The following is an 18,578-nucleotide window of genomic DNA, read 5'->3' on the forward strand; positions in this document are numbered from 1 at the left end:
GGGCGGGGAACCCTGGTGCGAAAGAGGATCACATGGCATCGTCCCTGTCAGCCGCGTCACGCGCACACCCCCGCACGTGCGCGAGACACACGCCGACCCCGCGTACAGCCAGGGAGCCGACCCATGACATCAGCGCAGACCGAGCCGCTTTGGCAGCCTGACGAGGACCGCGTCGCCGCGGCCGCCGTCACCCGCTTCCAGGCCTGGGCGGCGGAGCGCCACGGAGCCCCCGCCGACGGCGGTTACGAGGCGCTGCACCGCTGGTCGGTCGAGGACCTCGAAGCCTTCTGGGCGGCCGTCGCGGAGTGGTTCGACCTCCGCTTCTCCACCCCGTACGAGCGGGTCCTCGGGGACCGCTCCATGCCCGGCGCCGACTGGTTCCCGGGCGCCACCCTCAACTACGCCGAGCACGCCCTGCGCGCCGCCGAGGAGCGGCCCCACGCCACGGCACTGCTTCATGTGGACGAGACACATGAGCCGACGCCGATCACCTGGGCCGAGCTCCGCCGCCAGGTCGGCTCGCTGGCCGCCGAACTCCGCCGTCTCGGCGTCGAGCCCGGCGACCGCGTCTCCGGCTACCTGCCCAACATCCCCGAGGCCGTGGTCGCCCTCCTCGCGACCGCCGCCGTCGGCGCCGTGTGGACCTCCTGCGCCCCCGACTTCGGCGCCCGCAGCGTCCTGGACCGCTTCCAGCAGGTGGAGCCCGTCGTCCTCTTCACCGTCGACGGATACCGTTACGGCGGCAAGGAGCACGACCGCCGCGACACCGTCGCCGAGCTGCGCGCCGAACTGCCCTCGCTGCGCGCCGTCGTCCACATCCCGCTCCTCGGCACCCCGGCCCCCGAGGGCGCCCTGCCCTGGGCCGAGCTCACCGCCGCCGACACCGCGCCGGTCTTCGAGCAGGTCCCCTTCTCCCACCCCCTGTGGGTGCTCTACTCCTCCGGCACCACGGGTCTGCCGAAGGCGATCGTGCAGTCCCAGGGCGGCATCCTCGTCGAGCACGTCAAGCAGCTGGGCCTGCACTGCGACCTCGGCCCCGACGACGTGTTCTTCTGGTACACCTCGACGGGCTGGATGATGTGGAACTTCCTCGTCTCCGGCCTGCTCACCGGCACCACCGTCGTCCTCTACGACGGCAGCCCCGGCTACCCGGACACCGCCGCCCAGTGGCGCGTCGCCGAGCGCACCGGCGCCACCCTGTACGGCACCTCGGCCGCCTACGTCATGGCCTGCGCCAAGGCGGACGTGCACCCGGGCCGGGACTTCGACCTCTCCCGGGTGAAGTGCGTGGCCACCACCGGCTCCCCCCTGCCGCCGGACGGGTTCCGCTGGCTGCACGACGAGGTCCGCGAGGACCTGTGGATCGCGTCCGTCAGCGGCGGCACCGACGTCTGCTCCTGCTTCGCCGGCGCCGTCCCGACCCTCCCGGTCCACATCGGCGAGCTCCAGGCGGCCGGCCTGGGCACCGACCTGCAGTCCTGGGACCCCTCCGGCAAGCCGCTCATCGGCGAGGTCGGCGAACTCGTCGTCACCAACCCCATGCCGTCCATGCCGATCCGCTTCTGGAACGACCCGGACGGCAGCCGCTACCGCGACAGCTACTTCGAGATGTTCCCCGGGGTGTGGCGCCACGGCGACTGGATCACCCTCACCGACCGCGGCTCGGTCGTCATCCACGGCCGTTCGGACTCCACCCTGAACCGTCAGGGCGTGCGGATGGGGAGCGCCGACATCTACGAGGCCGTCGAACGCCTCCCGGAGATCCGCGAGTCGCTCGTCATCGGGCTGGAGGAGCCGGACGGCGGATACTGGATGCCCCTGTTCGTCCACCTGGCCGAGGGCGCCGCCCTGGACGAGGAGCTCATCGGCCGCATCAAGGCGACCATCCGCGCCGAGCTCTCCCCGCGGCACGTGCCGGACGAGATCATCGAGGTCCCCGGCATCCCGCACACCCTCACGGGCAAGCGGATCGAGGTCCCGGTCAAGCGCCTCCTCCAGGGCACTCCGATGGCCAAGGCGGTCAACCCGGGTTCGGTGGACAACCTCGACCTCCTGCGCTTCTACGAGGAGCTGGCCCGCACCCGCCGCTGACCGGGGAGCCGGCGCCCCGCCTCCCCGCCGACGGCACGTCGAGGGCCCCGCGCATCCGCGCGGGGCCCTCGCGCATCCGCCCTCAGCCTCCGTAGGTGGCCTGGGCGTCACCGAGCACGGCGGCGAAGTCCGCCGCGAGCCGCTCGGCCTCGGCCGGCACGAGCGCCGCCGTCGTGATCCGCACGCCGGTGGGCGCGGCGATGCGGAACCGGGCCCCGGCCGCCACCCACCAGCCGTGTGTCCGCAGTCCGTTCACCACGGCCGACTCGTCGCGCACCGGCACCCACAGATTGAAGCCGGTCCCCTCCGCCGACCGGATGCCGTACGAGGCGAGCGCGTCCCGCAGGGCCCGCCGCCGCTCCGCGTACGCGGCCTCGCCGGCGGCCACGAGCCGGGCCACCCCGGGGTCGGAGAACAGCCCGACGACCGTCTCCTGGAGGACATGGCTGACCCAGCCGGACGTCATGAGCATCCGGCCGTCGTGGCGGGCGATGGTCACCGGGTCACCGGCCACCGCCGCCCACCGCAGGTCGACCCCCAGGCGCTTGGAGACGGTGCGCACCTGCGCCCACCGCTCCAGCCCCGCCGCGGCCAGCGTGGGCGCGACGGGACCCTCGATCTCCACGGTGTAGTCGTCCTCGACCACCAGCACCTCCGGGAACTGCCGCAGGAGCGCGACGAGTTCGTCGCGCCGGGCGGGGGAGAAGGCCGCCCCGGTGGGGTTCTGCGCGCGCGGTGTGCACACCAGCGCCCGCACCCCGGCGCGCAGCGCCGTCCGCAGGGCCTCGGGCACGATGCCCTCGCGGTCCACGGTCACCGGCACCGTCCGCAGCCCGAGGGCCGGTACGAGGTCGAGGAGATGGTGGAAACCGGGGTCCTCCACCGCGACCGCGTCGCCGGGCCGCAGCTCGACCGACAGCAGTCGCGCGACGCAGTCGAGGGCACCGTGGGCGAAGGTGACCCGCTCCGCCGGGACGCCGTCCCGGCCGAACCAGACGCGGGTCAGCTCCTCGAGGGCCGCGAGGCGGGGGGCCGCGCGGTGCGAGCCGTACACCGGGCGCACCTCGGCCGGCGGCCTCAGCGTCGGCAGGAACGCGGGGTCGGGGTGACCGCCCGCCAGGTCCACCAGCCCCTCGGGCACGCGCGGCGGTCGCCGTGAGGCGACCGAGGGCGCCTCGGCCACCACGGTGCCGCCGCGCCCCCGGGTGACCACCAGGCCCCGCCGCCGCAGTTCCTTGTACGCCGTCGCGACCGTGCCGGGACTGACGCCGAGCTCGTCGGCGAGGCGCCGTACCGGAGGCAGCGCGGTGCCCGGCGCGAGGTCGCCGTCGGTCACGCCGCGTTCGACGGACGCGGCGATTCCCTTGGCCGTCGTCCCCTGGATCCCATATTGTGTTGCCACGTACATAACTATGTATCAATACAAAACTCGAGTCAAGGGGGAACCGAGTGAGCCGCCCCGCCTCATGGCACCGCACCGCACTGGACCGCATACCCGGAGGCCGCGACGGCCGCCGCATGCTCCTCATCAGCATCATCGACAAGACGGGCACCGGCCTGTGGGCCGGCTGCACCGCCCTCTACTTCACCTACGTCTCGGGCCTCGGCCTCGGCCAGGTCGGCCTCCTCATGACCGTCGCCGGCGGCGTCGGCATCGCCGGCGCCCCGCTCGCCGGACGCCTCGCCGACCGCTTCCCCCTCGTCCGCGTCATCGTCGCCGCCCAGCTCATGCGCGGACTCGCCCTCCTCGCCCTCCTCACCACCGACGACTTCCTCCTCCTCACCGTCTACTCCGCCCTCGGCGCCCTCCCCGACCGCGCCGGCAGCGTCCTCATCAAGCTCTACGCCGCCCGCATCGCCGGACCCGACCGCGTCCGCTACCAGGCCATCCAGCGCACCACCGTCAACATCGGCTGGTCCATCGGCGGTCTCGGCGCCGCCGCCGCCCTCACCACCGGCAGCACCCGCGCCTACACCGTCCTCCTCGTCGGCAACGTCCTCACCTACCTCGTCATCGCCCTCCTCACCCTGCGCTGCGCCGAACCCCCCGCCCCCTCCCGCGTCGCGGCCACCGCCACGGACGCCCCCCGGACCAAGCCCGCCAACCCCTGGCGCGACCGCACCTTCCTCGCCTACACCGCGACCGAGGCCGCCCTCTTCCTCGACGACACGATCCTCCAGGTCGCCATCCCCCTCTGGATCGTCCACGCCACCGCCGCCCCCGTCGGCCTCGCCCCGCTGCTGCTGGTCCTCAACACCGTCCTGGTCGTCCTCTTCCAGGTGCCCCTCGCCCGCTTCGCCGCCACCACCCAGGCCGCCCGCCGCCTCCTCATCCCCCTCAGCGGACTCTTCGTCGTCGGCACCGCGGCCCTCGCCGTCTCCGCCACCGGCGGACGCACCCTCGCCGTCACCGCCCTCGCCGCCGCCGTCATCGCCCTCACCTTCGCCGAGATCATCCACGCCACCGCCTCGTGGGAACTCTCCGTCGCCCTCGCCCCCGCGGACGCCCAAGGCGCCTACCTCGGCGTCCACGGCATCGCCCACTCCACCCAGCGCTTCGCCGGACCCCTCCTCATCACCGGCGTCATGACCGCCGGCCCCCTGGCCTGGCCCCTGCTCGGACTCGCCCTCGTCGCCGCCGGCGCCGCCCAGCACCGGCTGATCCGCGACCGCCTGGCCAAGCCCGCCCAGTCGTCACTGTCAGTGCCGACGGTTACGGTGAGTGAGCACTGATCGACAGAGCCCAGGGGGAGACATGAACGAGCACCACCACACCACCGCCGCACAGCGCCGAGCCCTCCGCCGCGAAGTGGCCGGCACCATCGCCCTCCTCGCCGACGAGGAGGACTTCACCGCCATGCGGCAGTACGAGACCTTCGCCTTCGACGACCACGCCCGCTACCTCCACGAGGTCGAGCGCCTCCTCAAGAACCTCGCGGCCCAGGGCGGCCACACCACCGTCGCCCTCTTCGACCCCGAGGACTACGCCGACTACTGCGCCGACACCGGCCTCGACCCCGACCGCCCCACCAGCCGCAGCCGGTACACCGCCGAGCGCGCCGCCACCGGCGCCCGCGTCACCTACACCGGACAACCCCTCAGCACCCTCGTCCCCACCCTCGTCGACACCGCCGTCCGCCGCGCCACCTGGGAGTACGCCACCATGCTCCTCACCGACGCCGGCTCCTGCGCCGACTGCGGCCAGGACATCGGCAGCGCCTCGTTCGACCGCGCCTCCCACCTCCTGGTGCGCCTCCTCGACGCGGCGGGACCCGGCACCCACCACCTCGTCTGCAGCGTCCCCGCAGCCGACGAGCACCTCATCGCCACCCTCCACACCACCCGCGCCACCACCGGACCCGCCCGCCTCGACAGCTCCCAGGGCGCCGAGTTCGTCACCGTCCTCGCCGCCGGCATCGCCCTCGGCACCCCCGGCGGCGTCGTCCTGCGCACCACCACCCCCGGCGCCCCCGACCGGCTCCACGGCTGGCGCCTGCACGACGGACGCCTCCGGCCCCTCACCGAGGCCGAGGTCTTCGACGCCTACTGCACCGACGCCCGCACCGGAGAGCCCATCGCCCCCGAACCCCACGTCGAATACCGCGCCGGCTTCCCCCTCGCACCCCCCGACGACCCCCACGCCCACTGACCACACCCACTGACGCCGAAAGGGGCTTTCCCCGCCACTCACGGCAGGGAAAGCCCCTCGGGACCTCCAACTGGATCACTCCGCTACGGGATCACTCCCCGGACAGCACCGCCTGCGCGGCCATCCGCGCATCGTGCGCCGTGTCCGCCGCACGCGCCGCCGCGGCCGCCCGCTCGCACTGCGCCAGCGTGTACTTGGCCAGCGTCGCCCGCACGTACGGGATCGACGCCGCACCCATCGACAGGGAGGTCACTCCCAGACCCGTCAGCACACACGCCAGCAGCGGATCCGACGCCGCCTCGCCACACACACCGCAGCTCTTGCCCTCGGCCTTGGCCGCCTCCGCGGACATCGCCACCAGGTCGAGCAGCGCCGGCTGCCACGGATCCTGCAGACGCGACACCGCACCCACCTGACGGTCGGCGGCGAAGGTGTACTGCGCGAGGTCGTTCGTCCCCAGCGACAGGAACTCGACCTCCTGCAGGATCGAACGCGCCCGCAGCGCGGCGGACGGGATCTCCACCATCGCACCGAACTTCGCCCGCAGCCCCGCCTCACGGCACGCGTCGGCGAACGCCTTCGCGTCCGTACGGTCGGCCACCATCGGCGCCATGACCTCGAGGTACACCGGCAGACCCTCGGCGGCCTTCGCCAGCGCCGTCAGCTGAGTCCGCAGCACCTCCGGGTGGTCGAGCAGCGTCCGCAGGCCCCGCACGCCCAAAGCCGGGTTGGGCTCGTCAGCCGGCGTCAGGAAGTCCAGCGGCTTGTCCGCGCCCGCGTCCAGCACCCGCACCACGACGCGCCCCTCGGGGAACGCCTCCAGCACCTTGCGGTACGCGTCGATCTGCTTCTCCTCCGACGGCGCCCTCTCGCTGTCGTCGAGGAACAGGAACTCCGTACGGAACAGACCCACGCCCTCGGCACCGGCCTCCACCGCCGCCGGAACGTCGGCGGGACCGCCCACGTTCGCGAGCAGCGGCACCTTGTGCCCGTCCGAGGTCGCACCAGGACCGCTGGACGCCGCCAGCGCGGCCCTGCGCTCCTCGGCGGCCTTCGTCAGCGCCGCCTTCTTCTCCTCGCTCGGGTCCACGAAGACCTCACCGGTGGAACCGTCCACCGCGATGACCGTGCCCTCCGCCAGCTCGCCCGCACCCGGCAGCGCGACCACGGCCGGCACACCCAGCGCACGCGCGAGGATCGCGCTGTGGCTGGTCGGCCCGCCCTCCTCGGTCACGAACCCGAGCACCAGCGCCGGGTCGAGCAGCGCCGTGTCCGCCGGCGCGAGGTCCCGCGCGATCAGCACGTACGGCTCGTCGCTGTCCGGCACACCCGGCATCGGCACACCCAGAAGGCGCGCCACGATCCGGTTCCGCACGTCGTCCAGGTCGGCCACCCGGCCGGCCATGTACTCGCCCGCACCGGCCAGCAGCTCCCGGTAGTGCGAGAACGCGTCGTAGATGCCCCGCTCGGCCGTGCTGCCGACCGCGATCCGGCGGTCGACGTCCGCGATGAGCTCCGGGTCCTGGGCGATCATCGCCTGGGCCTCCAGCACCGCCTGCGCCTCGCCGCCGGCCAGGTTGCCCCGAGCGATCAGGTCGGCCGCCACAGCCTCCACGGCCTGACGGGCGCGCCCCTGTTCGCGCTCCGCCTCGTCGGCCGGAATCTGCTTGGCCGGCGGCTCGAGAACCGCCGTGCCCATGTGCCGGACCTCGCCGATCGCCACCCCGTGGCTGACACCGACGCCTCGCAGCGTTGTCTCCATCTCACCCGTCTCCGATAGAGCGGCGGCCGGGCCGCCGCGTTGAATGTCGTGTGCGCGCTCTCGTACGCGCGCGCCCGTCACATGAGGACGGGCCGGCGGTCAGTTCCAGCCGAAGAGCTGGTCGCCGGCCTTCACGTCCTGGTCGTCGATGACATCGGAGAGGGAGTCCGCGGTGGCCTCGAGGGCCACGATCGGGCAGATCGGCGACTTGCCGGCGGCCTCGACCTCGGCAGGGTTCCAGCGCACGACGGCCTGTCCGCGCGTCACGGTGTCCCCCTTGTTCACGAGGAGCTCGAAGCCCTGCCCGTTGAGCTGCACGGTGTCGATCCCGAGGTGGGTCAGCACACCGTGGCCCTCGCCGTCCACGACGACGAACGCGTGCGGGTGGAGAGAGACGACGACACCGTCGACGGGCGAGACGGCCTCGGAGGCCTCACGCACGGGGTCGATGGCGGTGCCGGGACCGACCATCGCGCCGGAGAAGACGGGGTCGGGTACAGCGGCGAGACCGATGGCGCGTCCAGCGAGCGGCGACGTCACGGTTGTCATGGGAAGCCTCCCAGGGGCGGAGATGGTGTGGCGCCGTCACTGCCTGTCCTGGACGGCGTACTGTTCAGAAGCGTATGTCATGGAAAGTCCCGGTTCCGCACGAGACGTACCAGTTGGCGGACCTAGGGACCACCCGGAAACGGTTTGCCTCTAGTGACGGTGGGATGTACTGTCGTACTCCTGCCTGGCCCCAACGCGACGTCGAGTCGTGGGTCGGCAGCACCTATCAAGCCAGATCCTAACCCCAGTGGTCTACACCTCTGCGTGCCTGCGGAGGGTGGTCAGGGGGAGCGAAAAAGCCTGGTAGTGTTTGACCCCGCCGGAAGGGCCCGAAACGACGAAAGTCGAAATTGGACCCGGAAAGCACCGAGGAAATCGGATCGGAAAGATCTGATAGAGTCGGAAACGAAGGAAGCGCCCGGAGGGAAGCCCGCGAGGGTGAGTACAAAGGAAGCGTCCGCACCTTGAGAACTCAACAGCGTGCCAAAAATCAACGCCAGATTAGTTGATACCCCGTCCATCTTCGGATGGTCGAGGTTCCTTTGAAAAAGTCCACCCCACGGGGTGGCACACAGCGAGGATGCTGTGAACGGTACGGACTATTCCTCCGGACCGTTCCGCTCTCGTGGTGTTCCACCGGATTACCGGTAAACATTCACGGAGAGTTTGATCCTGGCTCAGGACGAACGCTGGCGGCGTGCTTAACACATGCAAGTCGAACGATGAAGCCCTTCGGGGTGGATTAGTGGCGAACGGGTGAGTAACACGTGGGCAATCTGCCCTTCACTCTGGGACAAGCCCTGGAAACGGGGTCTAATACCGGATACGAGTCGCGGAGGCATCTCCGAGACTGGAAAGCTCCGGCGGTGAAGGATGAGCCCGCGGCCTATCAGCTTGTTGGTGAGGTAACGGCTCACCAAGGCGACGACGGGTAGCCGGCCTGAGAGGGCGACCGGCCACACTGGGACTGAGACACGGCCCAGACTCCTACGGGAGGCAGCAGTGGGGAATATTGCACAATGGGCGAAAGCCTGATGCAGCGACGCCGCGTGAGGGATGACGGCCTTCGGGTTGTAAACCTCTTTCAGCAGGGAAGAAGCGAAAGTGACGGTACCTGCAGAAGAAGCGCCGGCTAACTACGTGCCAGCAGCCGCGGTAATACGTAGGGCGCAAGCGTTGTCCGGAATTATTGGGCGTAAAGAGCTCGTAGGCGGCTTGTCACGTCGGGTGTGAAAGCCCGGGGCTTAACCCCGGGTCTGCATCCGATACGGGCAGGCTAGAGTGTGGTAGGGGAGATCGGAATTCCTGGTGTAGCGGTGAAATGCGCAGATATCAGGAGGAACACCGGTGGCGAAGGCGGATCTCTGGGCCATTACTGACGCTGAGGAGCGAAAGCGTGGGGAGCGAACAGGATTAGATACCCTGGTAGTCCACGCCGTAAACGTTGGGAACTAGGTGTTGGCGACATTCCACGTCGTCGGTGCCGCAGCTAACGCATTAAGTTCCCCGCCTGGGGAGTACGGCCGCAAGGCTAAAACTCAAAGGAATTGACGGGGGCCCGCACAAGCAGCGGAGCATGTGGCTTAATTCGACGCAACGCGAAGAACCTTACCAAGGCTTGACATATACCGGAAAGCATTAGAGATAGTGCCCCCCTTGTGGTCGGTATACAGGTGGTGCATGGCTGTCGTCAGCTCGTGTCGTGAGATGTTGGGTTAAGTCCCGCAACGAGCGCAACCCTTGTCCTGTGTTGCCAGCATGCCCTTCGGGGTGATGGGGACTCACAGGAGACCGCCGGGGTCAACTCGGAGGAAGGTGGGGACGACGTCAAGTCATCATGCCCCTTATGTCTTGGGCTGCACACGTGCTACAATGGCCGGTACAAAGAGCTGCGATGCCGCGAGGCGGAGCGAATCTCAAAAAGCCGGTCTCAGTTCGGATTGGGGTCTGCAACTCGACCCCATGAAGTCGGAGTTGCTAGTAATCGCAGATCAGCATTGCTGCGGTGAATACGTTCCCGGGCCTTGTACACACCGCCCGTCACGTCACGAAAGTCGGTAACACCCGAAGCCGGTGGCCCAACCCCTTGTGGGAGGGAGCTGTCGAAGGTGGGACTGGCGATTGGGACGAAGTCGTAACAAGGTAGCCGTACCGGAAGGTGCGGCTGGATCACCTCCTTTCTAAGGAGCACAGTACCGATTGCAGGCAAACGTTCTGCACGGTCAGCTCATGGGTGGAACGTTGATTAGTTGGCGCGATTCTTCAGAGTCTCCTGTTAGTACTGCTTCGGCGTGGAACACGGGCTGAACCGAGAAGGTCGTGCTTGGCACGTTGTTGGGTATCTGAGGGTACGGCCGAAAGGTCTTGCCTTCGCGATGCCGGCCCCAGTGAACTCGCCGCGTATGTGGTGGGGTGATGGGTGGCTGGTCGTTGCTTGAGAACTACACAGTGGACGCGAGCATCTGTGGCCAAGTTTTTAAGGGCGCACGGTGGATGCCTTGGCACCAGGAACCGATGAAGGACGTGGGAGGCCACGATAGTCCCCGGGGAGCCGTCAACCAGGCTTTGATCCGGGGGTTTCCGAATGGGGAAACCCGGCAGTCGTCATGGGCTGTCACCCATGCCTGAACACATAGGGCATGTGGAGGGAACGAGGGGAAGTGAAACATCTCAGTACCCTCAGGAAGAGAAAACAACCGTGATTCCGGGAGTAGTGGCGAGCGAAACCGGATGAGGCCAAACCGTATGCGTGTGATACCCGGCAGGGGTTGCGCATGCGGGGTTGTGGGATCTCTCTTTCACAGTCTGCCGGCTGTGAGGCGAGTCAGAAACCGTTGGTGTAGTCGAAGGACATGCGAAAGGTCCGGCGTAGAGGGTAAGACCCCCGTAGACGAAACATCAGCGGCTTGCTTGAGAGACACCCAAGTAGCACGGGGCCCGAGAAATCCCGTGTGAATCTGGCGGGACCACCCGCTAAGCCTAAATATTCCCTGGTGACCGATAGCGGATAGTACCGTGAGGGAATGGTGAAAAGTACCGCGGGAGCGGAGTGAAATAGTACCTGAAACCGTGTGCCTACAAGCCGTGGGAGCGTCGCGCATTGAGTTTACTCAATGCGTCGTGACTGCGTGCCTTTTGAAGAATGAGCCTGCGAGTTTGCGGTGTGTTGCGAGGTTAACCCGTGTGGGGAAGCCGTAGCGAAAGCGAGTCCGAACAGGGCGTTTCAGTAGCACGCTCAAGACCCGAAGCGGAGTGATCTAGCCATGGGCAGGTTGAAGCGGAGGTAAGACTTCGTGGAGGACCGAACCCACCAGGGTTGAAAACCTGGGGGATGACCTGTGGTTAGGGGTGAAAGGCCAATCAAACTCCGTGATAGCTGGTTCTCCCCGAAATGCATTTAGGTGCAGCGTCGTGTGTTTCTTGCCGGAGGTAGAGCACTGGATAGGCGATGGGCCCTACCGGGTTACTGACCTTAGCCAAACTCCGAATGCCGGTAAGTGAGAGCGCGGCAGTGAGACTGTGGGGGATAAGCTCCATGGTCGAGAGGGAAACAGCCCAGAGCATCGACTAAGGCCCCTAAGCGTACGCTAAGTGGGAAAGGATGTGGAGTCGCAGAGACAACCAGGAGGTTGGCTTAGAAGCAGCCACCCTTGAAAGAGTGCGTAATAGCTCACTGGTCAAGTGATTCCGCGCCGACAATGTAGCGGGGCTCAAGCGTACCGCCGAAGTCGTGTCATTGCAGCAATACTCCCAACGGAGGCTGTGATGGGTAGGGGAGCGTCGTGTGCCGGGTGAAGCAGCCGCGGAAGCGAGTTGTGGACGGTTCACGAGTGAGAATGCAGGCATGAGTAGCGATACACACGTGAGAAACGTGTGCGCCGATTGACTAAGGGTTCCTGGGTCAAGCTGATCTGCCCAGGGTAAGTCGGGACCTAAGGCGAGGCCGACAGGCGTAGTCGATGGACAACCGGTTGATATTCCGGTACCCGCTTTGAAACGCCCAATATCGAATCCATTAATGCTAAGGCCGTGAAGCCGCCCCGGAGCCTTCGGGCAAAGGGGAGTGGTGGAGCCGCTGACCCAAGGTGGTAGTAGGTAAGCGATGGGGTGACGCAGGAAGGTAGTCCAGCCCGGGCGGTGGTTGTCCCGGGGTAAGGGTGTAGGGCGCTGTCTAGGCAAATCCGGACAGCATATAGCCTGAGACCTGATGCCGAGCCGATTGTGGTGAAGTGGATGATCCTATGCTGTCGAGAAAAGCCTCTAGCGAGTTTCATGGCGGCCCGTACCCTAAACCGACTCAGGTGGTCAGGTAGAGAATACCGAGGCGTTCGGGTGAACTATGGTTAAGGAACTCGGCAAAATGCCCCCGTAACTTCGGGAGAAGGGGGGCCACGCCTGGTGATCGGATTTACTCCGTGAGCTGGGGGTGGCCGCAGAGACCAGCGAGAAGCGACTGTTTACTAAAAACACAGGTCCGTGCGAAGCCGTAAGGCGATGTATACGGACTGACGCCTGCCCGGTGCTGGAACGTTAAGGGGACCGGTTAGCTCACTTTCGGGTGGGCGAAGCTGAGAACTTAAGCGCCAGTAAACGGCGGTGGTAACTATAACCATCCTAAGGTAGCGAAATTCCTTGTCGGGTAAGTTCCGACCTGCACGAATGGCGTAACGACTTCTCGACTGTCTCAACCATAGGCCCGGTGAAATTGCACTACGAGTAAAGATGCTCGTTTCGCGCAGCAGGACGGAAAGACCCCGGGACCTTTACTACAGTTTGATATTGGTGTTCGGTTCGGCTTGTGTAGGATAGGTGGGAGACTTTGAAGCCGTGACGCCAGTCATGGTGGAGTCGCCGTTGAAATACCACTCTGGTCGTGCTGGATGTCTAACCTGGGTCCGTGATCCGGATCAGGGACAGTGTCTGATGGGTAGTTTAACTGGGGCGGTTGCCTCCCAAAGGGTAACGGAGGCGCCCAAAGGTTCCCTCAGCCTGGTTGGCAATCAGGTGTTGAGTGTAAGTGCACAAGGGAGCTTGACTGTGAGACCGACGGGTCGAGCAGGGACGAAAGTCGGGACTAGTGATCCGGCGGTGGCTTGTGGAAGCGCCGTCGCTCAACGGATAAAAGGTACCCCGGGGATAACAGGCTGATCTTCCCCAAGAGTCCATATCGACGGGATGGTTTGGCACCTCGATGTCGGCTCGTCGCATCCTGGGGCTGGAGTCGGTCCCAAGGGTTGGGCTGTTCGCCCATTAAAGCGGTACGCGAGCTGGGTTTAGAACGTCGTGAGACAGTTCGGTCCCTATCCGCTGTGCGCGTAGGAATATTGAGAAGGGCTGTCCCTAGTACGAGAGGACCGGGACGGACGAACCTCTGGTGTGCCAGTTGTCCTGCCAAGGGCATGGCTGGTTGGCTACGTTCGGGAGGGATAACCGCTGAAAGCATCTAAGCGGGAAGCCTGCTTCGAGATGAGTATTCCCACCTCCTTGAGAGGGTAAGGCTCCCAGTAGACGACTGGGTTGATAGGCCGGATGTGGAAGCCCAGTAATGGGTGGAGCTGACCGGTACTAATAGGCCGAGGGCTTGTCCTCAGTTGCTCGCGTCCACTGTGTTAGTTCTGAAGTAACGAACACGCCCCCCTATTGGTCAGGGGCGCGGCGGTTCAACTTCATAGTGTTTCGGTGGTCATAGCGTTAGGGAAACGCCCGGTTACATTCCGAACCCGGAAGCTAAGCCTTTCAGCGCCGATGGTACTGCAGGGGGGACCCTGTGGGAGAGTAGGACACCGCCGAACAATCATTGTGGGAAAGCCCCGCACCTTATGGTGCGGGGCTTTTCTGCGTTCACGACCCCGACCGCCCGGACCCCTGTGCCTCCCGCCCTTGGGGCTGAGGGTAAGGTCAGGGGGCATCGTCAGCTCGTTCCTCAGGAGGCCCCCGGGTGGAGGTCCAGGAGACCCGTGTTCAGACGGACCGGGTCCTCACCATCCCCAACATCCTCAGCATGGCGCGCCTGGTCGGCGTGCCGCTGTTCCTGTGGTTGATCCTCCGCCCCGAGTTCGGTGGGCCCAAGAGCGACGGCTGGGCGCTGCTGGTCCTTGCCCTCAGCGGTGTCAGCGACTATCTCGACGGGAAGCTCGCCCGGCGCTGGAACCAGATCAGCAGCCTCGGCCGGCTGCTCGATCCCGCCGCCGACCGGCTGTACATCCTCTCCACCCTGGTGGGTCTCACCTGGCGCGAGATCCTGCCCCTCTGGCTCACACTCGCCCTTTTGGCCCGCGAGCTGATGCTGCTGGTCATGGTGGGAATCCTCCGTCGGCACGGGTATCCGCCGCCGCAGGTGAACTTCCTCGGGAAAGCTGCCACTTTCAACCTGATGTACGCGTTCCCGCTGCTGCTTCTCAGTGACGGAAACGGATGGCTGGCGTCACTCGCCGAAGTTTTCGGGTGGGCCTTCGCCGGATGGGGTACAACTCTGTATTGGTGGGCAGGGATCCTCTACGTGGTCCAGGTCCGCCGACTCGTGAAGGCGGATACCGCGGCCGATTGAGCCCGTCCGCCCCTGCCGACAACGGCGCCGGCACGAACGAAGAAGCCCCAGGGCCCGTTGCGGACAGGTGAAGTCGGCAGGACCGTCGTCACTTCAAGGAGGACGCTTCCGACATGAAGGCCGTCGTGATGGCCGGTGGTGAAGGCACTCGCCTTCGCCCCATGACCTCGAGCATGCCCAAGCCTCTTCTGCCGGTGGTCAACCGGCCGATCATGGAGCACGTCCTGCGACTGCTCAAGAGGCACGGTCTCAACGAGACCGTCGTCACCGTGCAGTTCCTCGCCTCACTCGTCAGGAATTACTTCGGTGACGGCGAAGAGCTCGGAATGGAGCTCACCTATGCGAACGAGGAGAAGCCGCTCGGCACCGCGGGGAGTGTGAAGAATGCCGAGGAGGCGCTGAAGGACGACGCCTTCCTCGTCATCTCGGGAGACGCGCTCACCGACTTCGACCTCACCGACCTCATCGCCTTCCACAAGGAGAAGGGCGCCCTCGTCACGGTCTGCCTGACCCGCGTGCCCAATCCGCTGGAATTCGGCATCACGATCGTCGACGAGGAAGGCAAGGTCGAAAGGTTCCTGGAGAAGCCCACCTGGGGCCAGGTCTTCTCGGACACCGTGAACACGGGCATCTACGTCATGGAGCCCGAGGTCTTCGACTACGTCCAGGCCGATGTCCCCGTCGACTGGTCGGGCGACGTCTTCCCGCAGCTGATGAAGGAAGGCAAGCCCATCTACGGCTACGTCGCCGAGGGCTACTGGGAGGACGTCGGCACCCACGAGAGCTACGTCAAGGCGCAGGCCGACGTCCTCGAGGGCAAGGTCCAGGTCGACATCGACGGCTTCGAGATCTCCCCGGGCGTCTGGGTGGCCGAAGGAGCGGAGGTCCATCCCGACGCCGTACTGCGCGGACCGCTCTACATCGGCGACTACGCCAAGGTCGAAGCGGGCGCCGAGATCCGCGAGCACACCGTGATCGGCTCCAACGTCGTCGTCAAGAGCGGCGCCTTCCTGCACAAGGCGGTCGTCCACGACAACGTCTACATCGGGCAGCAGAGCAATCTGCGCGGCTGCGTCATCGGCAAGAACACCGATGTGATGCGTGCCGCCCGCATCGAGGACGGCGCCGTCATCGGTGACGAGTGCCTGATCGGTGAGGAATCGATCGTGCAGGGCAACGTGCGGGTCTACCCGTTCAAGACGATCGAGGCCGGCGCCTTCGTCAACACCTCCGTCATCTGGGAGTCCCGCGGGCAGGCGCACCTTTTCGGGGCGAGAGGCGTCTCCGGCATCCTCAACGTGGAGATCACGCCCGAGCTGGCGGTACGGCTCGCCGGTGCGTACGCGACCACCCTGAAGAAGGGCGCCACCGTCACCACCGCGCGTGACCACTCCCGAGGCGCCCGAGCGCTCAAGCGGGCGGTGATCTCGGCGCTGCAGGCCAGCGCCATCGACGTACGGGACCTGGAGAACGTACCGCTGCCGGTGGCCCGGCAGCAGACGGCACGGGGCAGCGCCGGCGGCATCATGGTGCGGACCTCACCCGGCGTCCCGGACTCCGTGGACATCATGTTCTTCGACGAGCGGGGCGCGGACCTGTCACAGGCGGGGCAGCGCAAGCTCGACCGGGTCTTCGCACGTCAGGAGTACCGGCGGGCGTTCCCCGGCGAGATCGGCGACCTGTCCTTCCCGGCCAGCGTCTTCGACTCGTACACGGGATCGCTGCTGCGGAACGTGGACACCTCCGGGATCGCCGAAGCCGGTCTGAAGGTGGTCGTCGACGCGTCCAACGGCAGCGCCGGCCTCGTCCTGCCGAGCCTGCTGGGCCGGCTCCAGGTGGACTCGCTGACGATCAACCCGGGTCTGGACGAGTCGCGGCCGACCGAGTCCGCCGAAAGCCGGCGGGCCGGCCTCGTCCGGCTCGGCGAGATCGTGGCGTCGGCGCGGGCGGCGTTCGGTGTGCGGTTCGACCCGGTGGGCGAGCGGCTCTCGCTCGTCGACGAGCGGGGCCGGATCATCGAGGACGACCGGGCGCTGCTGGTCCTGCTCGACCTGGTGGCGGCCGAGCGGCGGTCCGGGCGGGTCGCCCTCCCGGTGACCACCACGAGGATCGCCGAGCAGGTCGCCGCGTACCACGGCACGCAGGTGGAGTGGACGACGACCTCGCCGGACGACCTGACGAGGGTCGGCCGGGAGGAGACGACGATCTTCGGCGGCGACGGCCGGGGCGGCTTCATCGTCCCGGAGTTCAGCAGCGTCTTCGACGGCGCGGCGGCCTTCGTCCGGCTGATCGGACTGGTCGCGCGGACCCAGCTCACGCTGAGCCAGATCGACGCGCGGATCCCGCGGGCCCACGTGCTCAAGCGGGACATTGCGACCCCGTGGGCGGTCAAGGGACTCGTGATGCGCCGGGTGGTCGAGGCGGCCGGGGACCGGTCCGTGGACACCACCGACGGCGTGCGGGTGGTCGAGGCCGACGGCCGCTGGGTGATGGTGCTGCCCGACCCGGCGGAGGCGGTCACCCACCTGTGGGCGGAGGGTCCCGACGACGCCTCCGCGCAGGCCCTGCTCGACGAGTGGTCGGCCGTGGTGGACAGCGCGGGTCACTGAGCGAGCGGTCCCCCTGAGGGGCCTTCTCGGCCGGGAGGTACCGGACGGTACCTCCCGGCACGTCGGAGGGGCCATTCGGCGGTAGGGCGTACGACGTGCGACGATGTGCGGCATGTCGCAGCAGCCCCCCGTTCGGAGCACAGAAACGCCCCCTCCGCGCCCGGACGCGTCCATGTCGCTGCTGAACAACGTGATCGACCACGCGCTCGACGACGGGTACGCGGAGGCGTCCGCCCGGCGCGCCGCCGAGGGCGGTGGCCTGCCCCGTACGATCCGGGCCAAGCTCGGACTCGCGGCCGGTCTGGTGCTCGCGGCGGCCGTGGTGACGCTCGGCGCGGCCGAGGCGCGGGTGTCCGCGCCGGTGGTCGCCAAGGAGCGGCAGGAGCTGATCGACCGGATCGAGGCGGAGACCTCGGCGGCCGACCGGCTGGAGCGGGACGTCGAGCGGATCCGCGACGAGGTGGGGGAGCGGCAGCGCAGGGCGCTGGAGCAGCACGGCGGGGACCAGGCCGAACTCGTGGCGCTGCTGTCGGGCGCGACCCCGGTGCGCGGGCCGGGCGTCCGGCTCGTCGTCGACGATGCCAAGGGCACCGGCGGGGGCGGCGGAGGGGCGCGGGAGAGCAGTGGCTTCGCCGACACCGGGCGGGTGCGCGACCGGGACATGCAGCGGGTCGTGAACGGGCTGTGGGAGTCGGGTGCGGAGGCGGTCGCGATCAACGGGCAGCGGCTGACGGCGCTGTCGGCGATCCGTGCCGCGGGTGACGCCATACTGGTCGACAACAAGCCGCTGGTGCCGCCGTACACGATCCTCGCCGTCGGCGACGGGCAGCGGCTGAGCACCGCGTTCCAGGACAGCGCCGACGGTCAGTATCTGCACGCGCTCCAGGAGAACTTCGGGATCCGTACCCGTATCTCGGCGGAGGGCGACGTGCGTCTGCCGGCCGCGCCGAGCCTGATCGTACGTACAGCAGAGCCGAGGGGAGCCGGGGCGAAGGCCACCGGGCGGGCCACGGCCGACACAGGGAAGGGCACATCTTGATCGCCGTACTGGGCCTGATCGTGGGAGTCGTGGTCGGACTGTTGGTCCGGCCCGAGGTTCCGGCGGTGGTCGAGCCCTATCTTCCGATCGCCGTGGTCGCCGCCCTCGACGCGGTCTTCGGCGGGCTGCGCGCCATGCTCGACGGGATCTTCGTCGACAAGGTCTTCGTGGTGTCGTTCCTGTCCAACGTGGTCGTGGCGGCGCTGATCGTCTTCCTCGGCGACAAGCTGGGTGTGGGCGCGCAGTTGTCGACCGGTGTGGTCGTCGTGCTCGGCATCCGCATCTTCTCCAACGCCGCCGCCATCCGGCGGCACGTGTTCCGGGCGTGAGGC

At 67.4% G+C, this 18,578-nt stretch carries 10 protein-coding genes and 3 rRNA genes; 10 read left to right on the forward strand and 3 right to left on the reverse strand.

Annotated features, from left to right (window positions below; translation table 11 throughout):
- Positions 1–123: 123 nt before the first annotated feature.
- Positions 124–2,091, forward strand: a complete 1,968-nt coding sequence (locus ABD954_RS28955) for an acetoacetate--CoA ligase (RefSeq protein WP_345490393.1) — start codon at positions 124–126, stop codon at positions 2,089–2,091.
- Between the two features lie 82 nt (positions 2,092–2,173).
- Here ABD954_RS28955 and ABD954_RS28960 read toward each other — a convergent pair whose 3' ends face one another.
- Complete coding sequence (locus ABD954_RS28960) at positions 2,174–3,493, reverse strand: aminotransferase class I/II-fold pyridoxal phosphate-dependent enzyme (protein WP_345490395.1); 1,320 nt, start codon at positions 3,491–3,493, stop codon at positions 2,174–2,176.
- A 47-nt stretch (positions 3,494–3,540) separates the two neighbouring features.
- Here ABD954_RS28960 and ABD954_RS28965 point away from each other — a divergent pair, with 47 nt between their 5' ends.
- Both ABD954_RS28965 and ABD954_RS28970 read left to right on the forward strand, forming a co-directional pair.
- Positions 3,541–4,824 (forward strand): MFS transporter, encoded by a 1,284-nt coding sequence (locus ABD954_RS28965; RefSeq protein WP_345490397.1) that lies wholly within the window; start codon positions 3,541–3,543, stop codon positions 4,822–4,824.
- A 22-nt stretch (positions 4,825–4,846) separates the two neighbouring features.
- Complete coding sequence (locus ABD954_RS28970) at positions 4,847–5,740, forward strand: hypothetical protein (RefSeq protein WP_345490399.1); 894 nt, start codon at positions 4,847–4,849, stop codon at positions 5,738–5,740.
- 91 nt (positions 5,741–5,831) lie between these two features.
- On the opposite strand, the gene ptsP is transcribed toward ABD954_RS28970, so the two are convergent.
- On the reverse strand, positions 5,832–7,502 hold the full coding sequence (gene ptsP / locus ABD954_RS28975; protein WP_345490401.1) for a phosphoenolpyruvate--protein phosphotransferase: 1,671 nt from the start codon (positions 7,500–7,502) through the stop codon (positions 5,832–5,834).
- A 99-nt stretch (positions 7,503–7,601) separates the two neighbouring features.
- Complete coding sequence (locus ABD954_RS28980; protein ID WP_345490403.1) at positions 7,602–8,051, reverse strand: PTS sugar transporter subunit IIA; 450 nt, start codon at positions 8,049–8,051, stop codon at positions 7,602–7,604.
- A gap of 654 nt (positions 8,052–8,705) precedes the next feature.
- On the opposite strand from ABD954_RS28980, the gene ABD954_RS28985 reads away from it, so the two are divergent.
- From ABD954_RS28985 to ABD954_RS29015, 7 genes are all read left to right on the forward strand, one after another.
- Positions 8,706–10,231 (forward strand): 16S ribosomal RNA (locus ABD954_RS28985).
- Between the two features lie 286 nt (positions 10,232–10,517).
- Positions 10,518–13,640 (forward strand): 23S ribosomal RNA (locus tag ABD954_RS28990).
- An 86-nt stretch (positions 13,641–13,726) separates the two neighbouring features.
- A 5S ribosomal RNA gene (gene rrf / locus ABD954_RS28995) occupies positions 13,727–13,843 on the forward strand.
- The 16S, 23S and 5S rRNA genes sit together here, the layout of an rRNA operon.
- A 146-nt stretch (positions 13,844–13,989) precedes the next feature.
- Positions 13,990–14,598 carry a cardiolipin synthase ClsA gene (clsA, locus tag ABD954_RS29000; protein WP_345490405.1) on the forward strand — a complete coding sequence of 203 codons (609 nt, stop codon included), beginning with the start codon at positions 13,990–13,992 and terminating at the stop codon, positions 14,596–14,598.
- Positions 14,599–14,711: 113 nt separating this feature from the next.
- On the forward strand, positions 14,712–17,207 hold the full coding sequence (locus ABD954_RS29005; protein WP_345490407.1) for a sugar phosphate nucleotidyltransferase: 2,496 nt from the start codon (positions 14,712–14,714) through the stop codon (positions 17,205–17,207).
- A 112-nt stretch (positions 17,208–17,319) separates the two neighbouring features.
- On the forward strand, positions 17,320–18,246 hold the full coding sequence (locus ABD954_RS29010; RefSeq protein ID WP_345490409.1) for a DUF881 domain-containing protein: 927 nt from the start codon (positions 17,320–17,322) through the stop codon (positions 18,244–18,246).
- Positions 18,243–18,575: a small basic family protein gene (locus ABD954_RS29015; protein WP_015032176.1), complete on the forward strand. Its 333-nt coding sequence runs from the start codon at positions 18,243–18,245 to the stop codon at positions 18,573–18,575. Before ABD954_RS29010 ends, ABD954_RS29015 begins: the two co-directional genes overlap by 4 nt.
- The last annotated feature ends 3 nt before the right edge of the window (positions 18,576–18,578 follow it).

The sequence above is a fragment of the Streptomyces roseoviridis genome, from assembly GCF_039535235.1.
GTDB lineage: Bacteria > Actinomycetota > Actinomycetes > Streptomycetales > Streptomycetaceae > Streptomyces > Streptomyces roseoviridis.

What these genes read in the sequence shown, in the direction of transcription:
- ABD954_RS28970 (WP_345490399.1), top strand. Translation starts at nt 4,847, where the DNA reads ATGAACGAGCACCACCACACCACCGCCGCACAGCGCCGAGCCCTCCGC.
- ABD954_RS28955 (WP_345490393.1), top strand. Translation starts at nt 124, where the DNA reads ATGACATCAGCGCAGACCGAGCCGCTTTGGCAGCCTGACGAGGACCGC.
- ABD954_RS28980 (WP_345490403.1), bottom strand. Translation starts at nt 8,051, where the DNA reads ATGACAACCGTGACGTCGCCGCTCGCTGGACGCGCCATCGGTCTCGCC.
- ABD954_RS29005 (WP_345490407.1), top strand. Translation starts at nt 14,712, where the DNA reads ATGAAGGCCGTCGTGATGGCCGGTGGTGAAGGCACTCGCCTTCGCCCC.
- ptsP (WP_345490401.1), bottom strand. Translation starts at nt 7,502, where the DNA reads ATGGAGACAACGCTGCGAGGCGTCGGTGTCAGCCACGGGGTGGCGATC.
- ABD954_RS29010 (WP_345490409.1), top strand. Translation starts at nt 17,320, where the DNA reads ATGTCGCAGCAGCCCCCCGTTCGGAGCACAGAAACGCCCCCTCCGCGC.